The organism is Mycobacterium sp. NGS35, from assembly GCF_059812855.1.
In genome coordinates this window covers 114,305-128,920 of the sequence record NZ_JCALDL010000006.1, presented here as the reverse complement: position 1 = coordinate 128,920, position 14,616 = coordinate 114,305, and the positions used below count along the sequence as shown (strand labels likewise).

14 protein-coding genes are annotated in these 14,616 nt (G+C 65.5%); 7 read left to right on the top strand and 7 right to left on the bottom strand.

Annotated features, from left to right (window positions below; genetic code table 11):
• Positions 1-3,350: 3,350 nt before the first annotated feature.
• Positions 3,351-3,527 (bottom strand): hypothetical protein, encoded by a 177-nt coding sequence (locus tag AC5Y4C_RS12320; RefSeq protein ID WP_499961463.1) that lies wholly within the window; start codon positions 3,525-3,527, stop codon positions 3,351-3,353.
• Here AC5Y4C_RS12320 and AC5Y4C_RS12315 point away from each other — a divergent pair.
• Genes AC5Y4C_RS12315 through AC5Y4C_RS12305 form a run of 3 tightly spaced genes read left to right on the top strand, consistent with a single transcriptional unit; the run spans position 3,517 to position 5,758 of the window.
• Entirely contained in the window at positions 3,517-4,488 is a 972-nt protein-coding gene (locus AC5Y4C_RS12315; protein ID WP_499961465.1) for an EspK C-terminal domain-containing protein, read from the top strand. The genes AC5Y4C_RS12320 and AC5Y4C_RS12315 overlap by 11 nt on opposite strands.
• The gene (locus AC5Y4C_RS12310) at positions 4,464-4,790 is read left to right on the top strand and encodes a hypothetical protein (RefSeq protein ID WP_499961466.1); all 327 of its coding nucleotides are present in this window, start codon (positions 4,464-4,466) and stop codon (positions 4,788-4,790) included. The genes AC5Y4C_RS12315 and AC5Y4C_RS12310 overlap by 25 nt, the downstream gene beginning before the upstream one ends.
• Before the next feature lie 23 nt (positions 4,791-4,813).
• A complete protein-coding gene (locus tag AC5Y4C_RS12305; protein ID WP_499961468.1) occupies positions 4,814-5,758 on the top strand; it encodes a GDP-mannose 4,6-dehydratase in 945 nt (314 codons plus the stop codon).
• 7 nt (positions 5,759-5,765) lie between these two features.
• Here the strand turns inward: AC5Y4C_RS12305 and AC5Y4C_RS12300 are convergent, their stop codons facing one another.
• The 4 genes from AC5Y4C_RS12300 to AC5Y4C_RS12285 are packed head-to-tail and all read right to left on the bottom strand — an operon-like array spanning position 5,766 to position 8,713.
• Positions 5,766-6,110, bottom strand: a complete 345-nt coding sequence (locus AC5Y4C_RS12300) for a DUF2304 domain-containing protein (RefSeq protein WP_499907276.1) — start codon at positions 6,108-6,110, stop codon at positions 5,766-5,768.
• The gene (gene ppgS, locus AC5Y4C_RS12295) at positions 6,107-6,811 is read right to left on the bottom strand and encodes a polyprenyl-phospho-N-acetylgalactosaminyl synthase PpgS (RefSeq protein ID WP_499961469.1); all 705 of its coding nucleotides are present in this window, start codon (positions 6,809-6,811) and stop codon (positions 6,107-6,109) included. Before ppgS ends, AC5Y4C_RS12300 begins: the two co-directional genes overlap by 4 nt.
• A 10-nt stretch (positions 6,812-6,821) precedes the next feature.
• Entirely contained in the window at positions 6,822-8,093 is a 1,272-nt protein-coding gene (locus AC5Y4C_RS12290; RefSeq protein ID WP_499961471.1) for an MATE family efflux transporter, read from the bottom strand.
• Positions 8,090-8,713 (bottom strand): DedA family protein, encoded by a 624-nt coding sequence (locus tag AC5Y4C_RS12285; RefSeq protein WP_499961472.1) that lies wholly within the window; start codon positions 8,711-8,713, stop codon positions 8,090-8,092. Before AC5Y4C_RS12285 ends, AC5Y4C_RS12290 begins: the two co-directional genes overlap by 4 nt.
• Positions 8,714-8,936: 223 nt before the next feature.
• On the opposite strand from AC5Y4C_RS12285, the gene AC5Y4C_RS12280 reads away from it, so the two are divergent.
• Positions 8,937-9,938, top strand: coding sequence for a TerC family protein (locus tag AC5Y4C_RS12280; RefSeq protein ID WP_499907266.1), 1,002 nt, complete (start codon positions 8,937-8,939; stop codon positions 9,936-9,938).
• Positions 9,939-9,944: 6 nt separating this feature from the next.
• On the opposite strand, the gene AC5Y4C_RS12275 is transcribed toward AC5Y4C_RS12280, so the two are convergent.
• Both AC5Y4C_RS12275 and AC5Y4C_RS12270 read right to left on the bottom strand, forming a co-directional pair.
• Positions 9,945-10,466: a 2-oxo-4-hydroxy-4-carboxy-5-ureidoimidazoline decarboxylase gene (locus AC5Y4C_RS12275; RefSeq protein WP_499907264.1), complete on the bottom strand. Its 522-nt coding sequence runs from the start codon at positions 10,464-10,466 to the stop codon at positions 9,945-9,947.
• Positions 10,467-10,606: 140 nt separating this feature from the next.
• Positions 10,607-11,095, bottom strand: coding sequence for an inorganic diphosphatase (locus AC5Y4C_RS12270; protein WP_499907262.1), 489 nt, complete (start codon positions 11,093-11,095; stop codon positions 10,607-10,609).
• 64 nt (positions 11,096-11,159) lie between these two features.
• Here AC5Y4C_RS12270 and dacB point away from each other — a divergent pair, with 64 nt between their 5' ends.
• Genes dacB through tilS form a run of 3 tightly spaced genes read left to right on the top strand, consistent with a single transcriptional unit; the run spans position 11,160 to position 14,583 of the window.
• Positions 11,160-12,557 (top strand): D-alanyl-D-alanine carboxypeptidase/D-alanyl-D-alanine endopeptidase, encoded by a 1,398-nt coding sequence (dacB, locus tag AC5Y4C_RS12265; RefSeq protein WP_499961473.1) that lies wholly within the window; start codon positions 11,160-11,162, stop codon positions 12,555-12,557.
• Entirely contained in the window at positions 12,545-13,642 is a 1,098-nt protein-coding gene (locus tag AC5Y4C_RS12260) for a zinc-dependent metalloprotease (RefSeq protein WP_499961474.1), read from the top strand. The genes dacB and AC5Y4C_RS12260 overlap by 13 nt, the downstream gene beginning before the upstream one ends.
• Entirely contained in the window at positions 13,621-14,583 is a 963-nt protein-coding gene (gene tilS / locus AC5Y4C_RS12255) for a tRNA lysidine(34) synthetase TilS (RefSeq protein WP_499961476.1), read from the top strand. Before AC5Y4C_RS12260 ends, tilS begins: the two co-directional genes overlap by 22 nt.
• Positions 14,584-14,616: the final 33 nt, after the last annotated feature.

The following is a 14,616-nucleotide window of genomic DNA, read 5'->3' as shown; positions in this document are numbered from 1 at the left end:
ACGGCGGTGGTCCGCTAGGTACGTGTAGACGGCTAGGTATTACTTGGTAATGAAGGCCGTTAGTAGCAGCTCTCGACCGGCTAAACCGTCTTCTCACCCGAGTTAGGACCTTCGGCTTAGTGCCCCGGATCGGGGATGTTGAGGTCGGCCAAGAATCTGCGTTGGGTGCTGGTATCTCGGTTGAGAGCTCTCGGTGGCGCGTTGACGGTGATGCCTCCTAGCGAAGCAGTAGTTGTCTATGACGTTGGCTATGGCCGATCCGGTGCGCTCCTAAATGTTCCTAAATGTTGTACGTGACCGCCAGGGCGGTAGGTCCTTCAATCGCGGGACATGCAGATTTCTTCGACTGGACGAGTGGGAAGTCGCCGGGATTGTTTGGTAGTACGGCGCCGCATGTGGGCCGCTTAAGCTAGCGAAATGCATGGAAACTCACCGGAAATGGGCTATGGGCCGCACCAGATGTCGCAGCAGTTTGGTCGGTATGTCACGGCGTCAGCGCCTATGTCTGCTGCGCCTTACTCACCGCCGCCGAGGCGCACTTCTTGGCTAGGCGTTGTCTTGGGTGCAATCGCTGTAGCACTGGCCGCTGCGGCGTTAGTGGTATCGCTCGTACGCAAACCGGAAGTTTCATCGTCGCCCCCACCTGCGCCGCCGCCACCAGCGGCGCCTGCTCAGCAGCTCTTCGTTGCGGACGCCGACCGAGCACTGTGCCAAGCGATTCAGCCACTGATGAGAGAAGTTGGGGACCAGAACCGAGCGTTCGCCAAACTGGCGCCTGGCTCGCCAGAGCAGGGCTCCGCAATTGCAGGCTATCGCGCATTCATTGAAGATTGGACGAAGCGAACGCAAGTAGTGCTCAATTCACATGCGAATCCACCAAGGTATCTGACGCGAACGCTTCAGGCCTATATCGATGACAAGCTGCTGTATGTGAAGCTAGTGCAGCCAGGTCATGTCGACCCTTTTGATGAGCCCACCTGGACTCAGGCGTCAATCGACGCCGGAGGTCCACTTGGTACTTGCAGTGAATTAGGTATCACTTGGTCGTGAAGGCCGTTTGGTGATAGCTCCTGAGCGGCTGGACCGTATGCTGGTGAAATAGCCGCCGAAAGCGGGCATGGCACGGCGAGTTGCGACGCGATCAGAAGCTCGGCGACGACGGCAACCCGGGGATGCGGACGGACTGCTGTGGGTCCTTCCATCGCCGGGCAAGTAAGTCTCCTCGACTGTACGAGCCTCCTGCCGCCAGTCTCTGGTTCGTTTGGTGACACGGGCGGCCAAGGGCGCCGCTTAAGCTAACGGAATGCAGCAGAATCCGCCGGGCGCGGGCTACGGGCCTTACCAGATGCCTCCGCACGCTAGTACCCACAGCGCGCCATCTATTCCGCCACCGGGTCCATACCCGCCGCCTCTTAGGCGCACTTCTCGTCTCGGCCTCGTCTTAGGGGTAATCGCCGTACTGCTATCAGGCGCAGCGCTGGTGGTATCCGTAGTTCGGAAACCGGAGGCATCGTCGTCGCCGCCCCCTCCGCCGCCAGCGTCAGCGGCGCCTGCCCAGCAAGTCTTCGTTGACGACGCTGATCGTGCGCTGTGTCAGGCGATCGGCCCACTGATGAGAGAGGGTGATGACCGAACTAGGTCATTTGGCCAGCATCAACGAGGCTCGCCGGAGCAGGCTGCTGCGCTTCCCGATTTTCGCACCTTTACTGAACAATGGGCACGACGGATGCAAACCGAGTTGAACAAGTACTCCGAACCACCTCGGTATTTAACGCGCACGGTGCAGCGCTTCATAGACGACATGGTTTTGTATGTCGAACGCGACACCGTTAGTGACGAGGTCGGCGTGTGGACTTTTCGACTGTCGTCCAGTGACTACAGTGGTCCACAATTTAGGTGTGAAAAGTTAGGTGTTCCTTGGTAGCAGCAAATACTGTCTTTCTCTCCAATCAATTTCCAAGCGATATGCCGTCGCGCGAGTATTCGCGAACGATTGTGGGTCAATATTGGCCGCATGCCAAGGCGGCAGATTGGTACGACGTTGCGGACCGTCAATCGACTTTTGCTACACGAGTCGGACGATCCGCTGATGATGTCGAGCGTCATGCCAGGACATTGATCGAACACAATGACGGTCAGTGGGCGGAAGCTATGCATGTGACGTACCTTAGGACCAGCGATCTGCTAAGGGACTGCGCCTCGTACTACGAAGCTAGTTCGATACGCACGAAGTGCTGTGGTGATGCCCTAAGCACGTTGAAGAGATCGTTAGATACGGTTGATGCAAAAGCTCATTCTCAAATTGAAGAGATCCGTCGCTTCACGGCCGCCCTAGAGGCAGCAGTTCCTCCTGGCTCAAAGCACGATGAGATCGTCAAACGCTTGCATGAATTGCGAGACGAAGCTATCGATAAGGCTCTAGAAAACGCCAAGACCGATGCCCGCAATTCGTCAAATGCTGCAGCTCTACAGATTGAGTCTCAAACGGATCTATCGCCATCCGAGCATCCACCGCAGATGGAATCTTACGGTGAACAACCTGTCGGTACCGGTGAAAAACATCGCAATACCGGGGCGACGGGGCCCCGCCGGTATTCGGCTGTTTCTTCGGGGATACGGCAGGCACCGGCGACGTCAGGAATAGGGGAATACGAGCGGCCCGTAATTGGCGATCCGCGTGAAGGCGAAGGACAGATGTCGGCTGCCGCCGGATCCCAGGGAGAAGCTAGCAAACCAGCGAATTCACCGCACAATCCCCGAAATCCAGACGAAAGCCTTGCCGGCAACGGAGCTCCGGGCAATCAGGGAAAGAGCGGTGATCGGCGTGATACTCCCGAGCAACTGACCGGCATGGCCCCGAGGGGGGTCTGGTCACCAAGTAGTTCTCCGGGCCAATCCAGATCGACGGCTTCTACCGGAACACCTTCTTCGAGCGCATCACCTTTCGTGAGCCAAGTCTCGGGACCGCTGTTGGGTGCATCGCCACCAGCGCCCTCGACCGGAACTGTTCCAACTCCGGCTGCGGGCACTTCCGCGGGGCCGGCTCCCATATCCGGGAATCCCCAACCAACCGCCCCCACCTCTGACTTGTCACGTGGCCTAAGCCAGGCCCTCAACAGCAATGCCACACCGCCAGTCCCACCGGCGCAGCCGATGCTTCACCAACCCACCCCACCGCCCGTCGTCACCGACGCCGCCGCGGCAACCGCACCGCCGTCGAGCTCGGCCGCCCCGGCCGCCGCACCAGCCGCACCAGTGCAACCAGTCGCGCCAGCACCCCCGCAAGCCTCTGCCGCCCAAGCAGCACCTTTCATCGCCCCGCCTCCGATTCCGCCCGCCAGCCTGACCCCCTACGGCTCCGACGTCCCGCGCTCACCCACGCCGCCGCCTCCACCTCCGCCTCCGCCACCCTCTGCACCGACGATCACGACTTCCGGCCCCGGCACCCCCTTGCCGCCCGGCACGGCGACCGCGGCCGCCTCGAGTTCGTCGAGCGCCGGACCGGTATCGCCTGGTGTGCTCGCCACTTCCGGCGTCGCAGCTACCGGCAGCGGCGCGGCGATCGTCAGCTCCCAGACCAAGGACCCGTTGCTCGACCAAGCCGTCCGCCAGGCCTACGAACTGCTTCACGCTTCACGCCTGCACCCCGGCGTGCACTGGTGCGTCGCCGTCTTCAAGACCGGGTCCGGAACTGAAACGTTCGTCACCAGCAACGACGGCGCCGGCTACATCCCGCCTGGCGTGTACCTGCCTCGCAAACTCACGAACATATTCGCAGATCCATTGCTGGACAAAGAGTTTCAAGCCAAGTGGTTCGGCTGGGTCAACCCGTCCGCCACGATGGTCGCCTACGCCGCGCACCGCTTCGCGCAAGACCCTAACTATGACCTCTACGCACTCGCCGCCACCACCGATCCCGGCGGCTCGACCGTTCTACCTGCCCGACGCGCCGGCGTCCCGCACTACCAGGATTGCGACTCCACGCAATCGCCCTTCTCGCCTGACGAGCCGGTTCCGCCACTCGACCAATCCCGTATCCACCGCCTCGCCGTCATCGACCCGAACGCCTACCAGCAACTCGCCAACCACACCAATGAGGCGCGTCGCCAAGCCTGGGACGCCACCGCCGAAGCCGTCGGCGTAGCGATGGCCGGCGCCGAACCGCTGTTCATCCAGGTCGCCCCAGTGATCCGCGAAATCTTCGGCGCCCTCGCCGGCGGCACCGATGTGACCGACGCGCAATGGACCGCCCTGAATCACGTTCAGCGCGACCGCAAGTCGCTGTGGATGCGGCCCGGCTACCTCGATACGGAACCTTCCGCCACATCGGGCGCGACGGAGCTCTACCGCGCCCACCACAACATCGACCGCGCTGTCGAGGCCCTGTCGTTGTGGCGCCAAGAATTGCCTGACTACGCCGACATCGTCTATGCCGCAAGGCAAGTCACCAAGGAGGCTCAGCTGTGGACAACCGCAACATCAAGGTAGATCCCGAAGAAACCCTCAAAGAGATCCGGCACATCGCTGACACAGTGAAGAGTGTCGCGAAACCCGGCCCTGTCCCGGTGGCCTCCGGAGACACGCCGATCGACCTCGCGCTCGCCAAGGTCGCCGAAGCCCAGAAGCGCCAAGCCGACGCCTGGGCCGCGGCTGTCTCGGCCACCGTCCCCGAGCAGCGCGCCGAGTCCGAGACCGCTGTGAACATGCTGAAGGCCACTGAGCAGGAGAATGCCTACTCGATCGCTCGCGTCTACCCCGAGTCCGGTGGCACAGACGTCCGAGATGCCTAACCGGCCATCGGTATGGTGAACCGGTGCGCGCACTGGTCACCGGGGCTGCCGGTTTCATCGGATCGACGCTCGTCGATCGGCTACTTGCCGACGGACACGACGTCGTCGGGTTAGACAATCTGAGCTCGGGTCGCGTCAGCAACCTGGAGTCGGCCAAACAGAACCCAAACTTCACATTCGTCGAGGACGACATCGTCACCGCTGACCTCGACAGCTTGCTGTCCAGCCACCAGCCCGAGGTCGTGTTCCACCTGGCCGCCCAGATCGACGTCCGCCGCTCCGTGGCGGACCCTCAGCACGACGCCGAGGTAAATGTCATCGGCACCATCCGCCTCGCCGAAGCCGCTCGTAAAGCGAAGGCGCGCAAGGTCGTCCACACATCGTCGGGTGGTTCCATCTACGGCACACCCACCAAGTACCCCACCAACGAGTCGGTCCACACCGACCCGGCCTCGCCGTACGCCGCCGGCAAAGTCGCCGGCGAAATCTATCTCAACACGTTCCGCCACCTGTACGGCCTTGACTGCTCGCACATCGCGCCCGCAAACGTCTACGGGCCGCGTCAAGACCCGCACGGCGAAGCCGGAGTGGTCGCGATTTTCGCCCAGGCCCTGCTCTCCGGTAAGCCGACGAGGGTGTTCGGCGACGGCTCCAACACTCGCGACTACGTGTACGTCGACGACGTCGTGGAAGCGTTCGTCAAGGCGTCCGGCTCCAAGGGCGGTGGCCAGCGCTTCAACATCGGCACCGGCGTGGAAACCTCTGACCGCCAATTGCATTCATTGGTGGCGGCGGCGGTCGGTGCGCCCGACGAACCCGAATTCGCCCCGCCACGGCTCGGCGACCTCAAGCGGTCCTGCCTAGACGTGCGGCTCGCCGAGATGGTGTTGGGCTGGCGTCCCACCGTCAAGATCGACGAGGGTGTCCGCCGCACGGTCGAGTACTTCCGCCACCAGCCGACCGCTTGAACGCGAGCTACGACGCGTCCGGCGGCCGCTGTGCGCTCGACAACGCGATGGCCCGCGCCAGCCGCGTGTAGCGCAGCTCGACGTCACGAAAGTGCAGGTAGGTGGTCAACGACGTGAACGCGAAGGCAACGACGAGCGCGTACAGCATCAAGTCGGTACCGCGGCCGACGCCAAGCCAGTGCGCCAGCACGGTCGTGTCGTTGGGCCGCAGCACCGCATAGATGCCCGCGACGACGAACGCCACGTAACCCACCTTCACCCACGCCCGCGCTTGCACCGACCCGCGTGCGCGCAGCAAGAACACCAGCAGCGAGATCACCGCCGCGATCACCAGTACCTGAATCCAGTTCATCGGCGCCTCTTTCCGCCAAGAAGTCCGTCGAAGACGATGTTGATGCCGTTCAACAGGGGCTGACCCTTCGACTTCGAATAATCGGTGTACAGAATTTCGACCGGCTCTTCGGTTACGCGCCAATGGTTTTCGTCGATCAGCGCCATGATCTCGCTGGCGTGCCCCATGCCGCTCATGGTGATGTCCAAACCTTCGGCCACCTTCCGGTTGAAGACTCGCAGCCCGTTGTGGGTGTCGGTGAGCTTGAGCCGTCGGCCGCGCGGACTCAGCCGCACCGCGGTGCGTAACACGACGCGCTTGAGAAACGGCACGTCACTGCGCACTCCGTGATCAGCGAAGCGGGTGCCGATGACGATGTCGACGTTCTCGGCGGCCAGCTTGTCGATCATCCGCAGCACATCCTTGACGCGGTGCTGGCCGTCGGCGTCGAACGTGACGAACACCTCGGCCCCGGGCTGCCGACGCGCGTACTCGACGCCGGTCTGGATCGCCGCGCCCTGGCCGAGATTCACCGGGTGCCGCACAAGATGGGCCCCGGCCCGCAGCGCCAGCTGGCCGGTGTCGTCGCTGCTGCCGTCGTCCACGCAGACGACATGGTCGAAGACCGCGCGCACATCGGCGATCACTTCGCCGATGACGGCGGCTTCGTTGTACGCGGGGACGATGATCCAAACGTCCGGGTAGCCACTGTCGATGCCCACAAAATACACGTCAGAGCGTTGGCGGCAGCGGTGCCGGGCCGGTGGAAGGCACCATGCGCAGCGCCGCCAGATGCACCGCCATTCCCACCACCGGCCCGCACAGCAACGCGACCACCGTGCGCGTCTGCAGCTCCAGCGGCAGCAACAGCAGCAGCGTCGACGCCACCGTCGCGCCGATCCAGCCCAGCGAGTACGCCCGGTGAAGCGCCGCCGCCACCGCCGCCGCGCCCGTCAGCGTCAGCAATGCAATCGACACCGCACCCGCCGTCAGCCAGGCCAGCAGAGCGCCGTCGGCGTCGTATTCCGCGCCGAACCCCGCGCGCAGCAGCCACGGCCCGGCCAGCCCGGCCGCCGCCACACCGACCGATCCGATCGCAAGCACCACCACCGCTGGGCCGGCGAGTGCGCGCAACCGGTCGGTGTGCCGATCGACGAAGTGAGCGATGAGATTGCCCTGCATCGCCGTCAGCGGCACCAACAACGGCGCCCGCGTCAGCGTCACCGCAAGGATCACCACGCCGCCGGTCGCGCCCAACTCTTCCGATGTCGCCTTCAGCAGCACGGGAAAACCCATGACCAGGATGGCGCTGGCGCCGGCTGCGGCAATAGCGTGTGCGGCCCCGCGCAGAAACGTCGCGGTGTCGCCGTAGGCGGCCAGCGCGCCAGCAGCACGAGTCGACGGCGACGCCACCAGCATCACCAGCCACGCCACCGCCCCGCATACTGTCGCCCACAGGTAGCCCACCAGTCCCCAGCTGAGGACAAATGTCAACGCCGCCAGCACAACTCGCATCGATGCGTCGGTCACCATCAGCGCGCCGTACTGGGTCCAGTGACCAGCGCCGGCCAGCATGCCCAGCAGCGTCGCGTGCAGACAGAACCCCGCCAGACCGACGCTCAACAGCACCACACTGAGCAGCCGTTCCGAGGCGAACACATGGGCGGCCCACAGCGGCGCGGTCATCGCGATCACCAGCCCGGCCACCACACCGAGCACCGCCGCGACGCGCAGCGGATGCGTCTGCGGACCCGGCGACATCACCGTGTAGCGGGCCGATCTCACCTCGCGTGTCGCTTCCTGCAGCAAGCCGTTGGCCGCGCCAGTGACAAGCCCGAAGGCACCCCAGAACACCCCGAACACCGAAAACCCGGACGGGTCAAGGTCTCTCGCGGCCAGGTACAGCACCAGATATCCGCACAGCGCCGTCACCGCCGTGGCCACGCCCACCCGCGCGACGCTGCCCCGGGTGATCGGCCCCGTCGGTGTGCCTGCGTCGGTCACGCGGCGGCCCGTCGTCGTCGGACACGGAATGCGGCGTAGCCGACGACGGCCACCACGACCGCGCCGATCACATACCACTTGTAGCGTTCGAAGCCGGCATAGATTTCGCTGATGTTCTCGCCGGCGAAGAAGCCGAGCAGCGCCCACATGCACACCCACAGCACTGCCCCAATGGCATTGAATCCCAAGAACTTCAACCAGTGCATCCCGGCGGTGCCGGCCAAGATGCCGTTCACCTGGCGCAGCCCTTCGACGAACCGGGCGACGACGACGATCTTTCCGCCGTGCCGGTCGAAGTAGGCTTCGGCGCGGTCCAGCCGCTCAGGGGTAAGGAACACCAAGCGGCCGAACCGCTCGACAAGTGGCCGGCCTCCGAAGTGGCCGAGCGCGAAGCCGATGTTGTCACCGACAATCGCACCGAGCACCGCGACCAAGATCACCAGCGCGATGTTCATGTGGCCGCTGCCGGCGAAGATGGCCGCCGCGATCAGGATGGCCTCGCCCGGCACCGGCACACCGAAGTCCTCGAGCAACACGAACCCGCCGAGCGCCAGGTAGCCGTAGTGCTCCAGCAGCGGCTGCACATCACCGAACACCCCCGGCAGCTGGCCCTGGCTCATCTGCGCTCCATCCGCTGGTCAGTCCCTCTCCTCAGCCACAGTGACCATACGGCCCGTGGCCGAGCCTTCTCGGCATGAGAGACTGGATTCGGAGGGGAGTATTCCTTCGCCGCGGTGTCGTCATCACGTCGACCAATGATTGGACGACCGGCCCCGTGGGCCGCGGCAGCGGCGGAAGAGACCTCCGGTGAATTCGCGACGACCGCGACGACCGGAGGATTCCATGAACGTCAGTCAGCTCGAGTGGGCCATCACCTTGGCAGTGACGGTGGCCGTGTTGTTGTTCGACGTCGTCTACGTTGCGCGCCGACCGCACGAGCCCAGCACGCTCGAGTGCAGCATCTATCTGGCCATCTACATCGGGCTGGCTGTCGCGTTCGGCGGCTTCGTCTGGGCGGTGCACGGCGGCCAGTTCGGGGTCGAGTTCTTCGCGGGGTGGCTCACCGAGTACAGCCTGTCCGTCGACAACCTGTTCTTGTTCTTGCTCATCATGGCCAGCTTCAACGTGCCCAAGAAGAACCAGCAGGAAGCGCTGCTGGTCGGCATCGTGCTTGCGCTGGTGTTCCGTGGCGTGTTCATCGCGCTCGGCGCGGTCGCCATCGAAAAGTTCTCGTGGATCTTCTACCTGTTCGGCGCCTTCCTCATCTACACCGGCTTCCACCTTGCCCAGAACAAGGACCGCGACGACGACGCCGACAACTTCGTCGTCCGGTTCGCCAAGACGCACTTCAGCATCACCGACCGCTGGGAAGGCCTGAAGCTCTACGTCAAAGAGGGCGACAAACGCCTGATGACCCCGATGTTCTTGGTCATCGTGGCGCTCGGCACCACCGACATCATGTTCGCGCTGGACTCGATTCCGGCGATCTACGGCCTGACCCGGGAGCCGTATCTGGTGTTCACCGCGAACGTGTTCGCGTTGATGGGCCTGCGACAGCTGTACTTCTTGCTCGGAGACATGCTGAACCGGCTGGTGTACCTGTCGGCGGGGCTTGCGGTGATCCTGACGTTCATCGGCGTGAAGCTGCTGCTGCATGCGTTGCACGAGAACGCCGTCCCGTTCCTCAACAACGGCGAACCCTTCGACGTGCCGGAGATTCCGACGTTGTTCAGCCTCGGGTTCATCGTCGTGACCCTGACGGTCACGACTGTCGCGAGCTTGATGAAAACCCGCCGGGTGAACGCCGAGCAGGGCGACGACGAGGCGGCCGACGAAGTCGCCTAGCCGGGGTCACCAGTTCTGGTAGCCGCCCTCAGGGCCGAGCATGCGCTCCAACCGGGTCCGGTTGATCTTGGCCAACTCGTTGCGCACCACTTTGCGCTCGGTCTCTATCTCGTGGTGCAGCCGCTCGTTGATCACGGCCAGGACGCCCTCTGCGTCGGTGCCGTCGACGAACATCACGAAGCCAAACCCGAACCGGTCCGCGTAACGGTGTGCCGCATCGTCGAGCGCGGCCATCACCTCGGGCCGCGGGTCCCAGACCGAACACTGCTCGGCATGCGACTTGGCGCTCCGCGGCCGTCGGCCGATGTGCGGATAGGCCTGCAGAATCATGTCCACCGACTGCTCGGAGAGCGCGAAGAGCAAAGCGTCGGCGCGGCGGAACAATTCGTCGCGGCTGCGGTAGGGGCGACCGTCGGCGAGGTCGCGCGCCAACACCACGCTGCCGCAGCACTCGTACAGCGCGTGCACGGCTTTCTGCGTGGGCAGTTCGTTGAACGCCTCGAGGCCGATTCCCTGATGCAACAACATCTTTGAATCCCTTCACCGGCGGCTGTCACCGCCAATGATCGGCTCCGGCGAAGGCCGCTCGCCACGAGAAACCGCGAGAATTGACTTGCGTGTAACACGCTTTAACGCGGCGGTTGCAGCAGCGCCGGCGAACGGGAAGATCAGTGCCCGTCGGTGCGGAACCGCTCCAGCGACCGCTGCACTTCGGCTTCGGCTTCCTCGCGCCCCACCCAGTCGGCCGCCTTGACGTACTTGCCCGGCTCCAGATCCTTGTAGTGGACGAAGAAGTGCTTGATCGCCTCGAGTTCGTAGGACGGCACGTCGCCGATGTCCTTGATGTGGTCCCAGCGGCCGTCACCGGCCGGCACGCACAACACCTTGTCGTCGCCGCCGGCCTCGTCGGTCATCCGGAACATCCCCACGGGCCTCGCCTCGACGATCACGCCGGGAAACACCGACTGCGGCAGCAACACCAGCGCGTCCAGCGGATCGCCGTCCTCGCCCAGCGTGTCCTCGATGAAGCCGTAGTCCGTCGGATAAGCCATCGACGTGTAGAGGTAGCGGTCGAGGCGCACCCGCCCTGTCTCGTGGTCCACCTCGTATTTGTTGCGCTGACCCTTCGGGATCTCGATGGTCACATCGAATTCCACGCGCGGGGCTCCCTTCGTTTCGGACGTCGGGGGATAACCATAGCCAAGGGCTACTCTGCACTACATGCGTCCGGCGCGGTGGTCCCGTAGTAGAAGGGGCCTCCATCTGCTGATTGCCGCGGCCGTGCTGGTGACGGTGGTGGTGGTGGTCGCCGTGGCTGCGGTCCTGGGCACCGGCGGATCCAGCCGCAGCGCGACGGCGGTGGCGGCCACCCCACCCGCCGTGACCGCCAACCCGGCGGTGCAGCCGGTGTCAGACGTAGCGCCCATGCCCACGCCGGCCGGCTTGGCTGCCGCGTTGAAGCAGCCGCTGGCCAACCCCGACCTCGGTACGTTCACCGGTCGCGTCACCGACGCGCAGACCGGCACCGAGCTGTGGCAGCAGAGTGCGACCACACCGATGATCCCGGCCTCCACGAACAAGCTGCTGACCGCCGGAGCCGCGTTGTTGGCCCTCGACCGCGAGGCGCGCCAAACCACGGCCGTGGTTGCACCCGACCAGACCCGCGAGCCCGGCCTCGTGGTGCTCGTCGGCGGCGGCGACCCGACGCTGTCGTCGGCACCGCCCGGCCAGGAAACCTTGTACCGCAACGCTGCTCGCATCTCCGACTTGGCCGCGCAGGTGCGGGCCAGCGGGATCAAGGTGAGCGCGATCCAGGTAGACACCAGCGCGTTCAGCGGGCCCTCGCTTGCTCCCGGCTGGGACCCCGCCGACATCCTGGGCGGCGACGTCGCTCCCATCGAGGCCGTGATGGTCGACGGTGGGCGCACCCAGCCGCTGACCCCGGAATCCGTGCGGTCCTTCACCCCGGCGCTCGATGCCGGCCGGGCGCTGGCGCTCGCGCTGAACGTCGACCCGCAGGCCGTCACGTTGGCCACGGTTCCGGCGCGCGACGCCCGGCAGATCGCCGCCGTACAGTCGGCTCCTCTGATGGACCGGCTCAACGAGATGATGAACCATTCCGACAACGTGATGGCCGAGTGCATCGCCCGGGAGGTCGCGGTCGCGACGGGTCGGCCGGCCAGCTTCGCCGGCGCGGTGGAGGCCGTCACCAGCCGGCTCGCATCGGCCGGTGTCGACCTGACCGGAGCCAGGCTCATGGACGGCAGCGGGCTCTCGGCCGACGACCGTCTCACCGCCAAAACCCTCGACGACGTGATCGGCACTGCCGCCGGCCCCCTGCAGCCCGGCATGCGCCCGCTGCTGGACGTGCTGCCCATCGCCGGCGGCAGCGGCACACTGTCCAACCGCTACATCGACGACCAGACCGCCGACGCAGCCGGCTGGCTGCGCGCCAAGACCGGTTCGCTGACCGGAACCAACACGCTCGCCGGCATCGTCACCGATCTCAGCGGCCGGGTACTGACATTTGCGTTGATGTCCAACAACGCCGGCCCGACCGGGCGCATTGCCATCGACGCGGTGGCGGCGACGCTACGCAGCTGCGGATGCGGATCGTGACGTCCACCCGGCCGGACAACAAGTTGACCGTCGGCCGCGTCGTCGACTGGGACTTCGCGGCCACCACCGGGGCATGGCTGGCTCGGCCTGGCCCGCCCGCGAGCGGCTACACGCAGCGTCAGATCGTCGACGAGCTGGCCGAGTCGTCGCGGCGTGCCGAGGTGCCGGTGCGCGATGTCACCGGCTTGGCACCCGACGGCGACGTGCCCGACGCGCTGATCGTCGACCGGCCGCACTGGGTCCGGCTGGCGGCGGGGTCGATGCGGGTGATGACGGGCGGCACCGACAAGCCCAGCGGGCTGTTGCGTGGGCGGATCACCGGCGCGCAGACCGGCGCGGTGCTGGCGTTCGTCGCCTCAGGGATTCTCGGCCAGTACGACCCCTTTGCGGACGAACCTGTTGGAGGAAGCGAAACTGGCGGCGCCCAGAGCGGCAAGCTGCTGCTGATCTACCCGAACATCATCGCCGTCGAGCGCCAATTGCGGGTAGTGCCAAGCGATTTCAGGCTATGGGTGTGCCTGCACGAGGTGACGCATCGGGTGCAGTTCACCGCAAACCCGTGGCTGGCCGACTACATGTCCTCAGCGCTGTCGCTGATCACCGAGGAGGCCGGCGACGACTTGAGCGCCCTACTGGGGCGGCTCGCCGATTACGTGCGTGGCCGTCGCGCCGGCACACCGGCCGAGCCGAACTCCGACGGCATCATCGGGGTGCTACGAGCGTTGCAGTCGGAGCCCCAGCGCCGCGCACTGGACCAACTGCTGGTGCTCGGCACGCTTCTCGAAGGCCACGCCGACCATGTGATGGACGCGGTCGGTCCGGCGGTGGTTCCGTCGGTGGCGACGATCCGGTCCCGCTTCGACGAACGCCGCCGGCGCCGCCAGCCGCCGCTGCAGCGGCTGATCCGGGCGCTTCTGGGCTTCGACGCGAAGATCAGTCAGTACACCCGCGGTAAGGCGTTCGTCGACGCGGTGGTGTCTCGGGTCGGCATGGAACGGTTCAACGCGATCTGGTCGGGACCGGACACCTTGCCGCTGCCCGACGAGATCGACGAGCCACAGCGATGGATCGATCGGGTGCTGTAGCCGCGCTGCGCAACGCGGTAGTGGGTTTCGTGAAACGTTATCCGCTCGATGAAACCCGTTGGTGCGTAGGTCTTTCCGGCGGACCTGACTCGCTGGCGCTGACAGCCGTGGCGGCGAGGCTGCGCCCCACGACGGCCCTGATCGTCGACCACGGTTTGCAGGAGGACTCTGCCGCGGTGGCCGACACGGCCAAGATTCAGGCCCTGGAGTTGGGCTGTGCGCACGCGCAGGTGCTGACGGTTGTGGTGGGACGGCGCGGCGGACCGGAAGGCGCGGCCCGCGCGGCGCGCTACGCGGCTCTGCAGGAAGCCAGCCAGGGGGCGCCGGTATTGCTCGGCCACACATTGGACGACCAGGCCGAGACGGTGTTGCTGGGACTCGGCCGCGGCTCGGGGGCGCGATCGCTGGCCGGCATGCGGCCGTATCAACCGCCGTGGGGCCGGCCGCTGCTGGGCCTGCGTCGGTCTGTCACCCATACCGCGTGCGACGAACTCGGGCTGCGGCCGTGGCACGATCCGCACAACACTGACCGGTCCTACACCCGCACGCGGCTGCGTCTCGACGTATTGCCGCTGCTTGAGCAGGTGCTCGGCGGCGGGGTCGCTGAGGCGCTGGCTCGCACTGCGGCGGCGCTGCGCGAAGACTGCGACCTGCTCGACGATCTGGCCGACGCCGAAGTCGAGGCGCTTTCGACTGAGCAGGGGCTGGATGTCAGGCGGCTGATCTGTCTTCCGGATGCATTGCGGCGCAGGGTGATTCGCGGATGGCTGTTGGCCAGAGGGGCCACCGACCTCACAGACAGTCAGATCCGGCGGGTCGACGAACTCGTGGTGAATTGGCGGGGGCAGGGTGGCGTGGCCGTCGGTTCAGCACTGCGCGGTCAGCGCCTGGTGGCGGCGCGCCGCGACGGCCGGCTGCGGCTACACCGCGAACCCGTGTGACGGACTGCGGTGGTCGCCGCGAGGCGGGCATGG

Bases quoted from the DNA above. Each gene is read 5' to 3' on its own strand.
- AC5Y4C_RS12300 (WP_499907276.1), bottom strand. From the start codon at position 6,110: ATGAACTGGATTCAGGTACTGGTGATCGCGGCGGTGATCTCGCTGCTG.
- AC5Y4C_RS12285 (WP_499961472.1), bottom strand. From the start codon at position 8,713: ATGAGCCAGGGCCAGCTGCCGGGGGTGTTCGGTGATGTGCAGCCGCTG.
- AC5Y4C_RS12280 (WP_499907266.1), top strand. From the start codon at position 8,937: ATGAACGTCAGTCAGCTCGAGTGGGCCATCACCTTGGCAGTGACGGTG.
- AC5Y4C_RS12275 (WP_499907264.1), bottom strand. From the start codon at position 10,466: ATGTTGTTGCATCAGGGAATCGGCCTCGAGGCGTTCAACGAACTGCCC.
- dacB (WP_499961473.1), top strand. From the start codon at position 11,160: ATGCGTCCGGCGCGGTGGTCCCGTAGTAGAAGGGGCCTCCATCTGCTG.
- AC5Y4C_RS12260 (WP_499961474.1), top strand. From the start codon at position 12,545: ATGCGGATCGTGACGTCCACCCGGCCGGACAACAAGTTGACCGTCGGC.
- tilS (WP_499961476.1), top strand. From the start codon at position 13,621: ATGGATCGATCGGGTGCTGTAGCCGCGCTGCGCAACGCGGTAGTGGGT.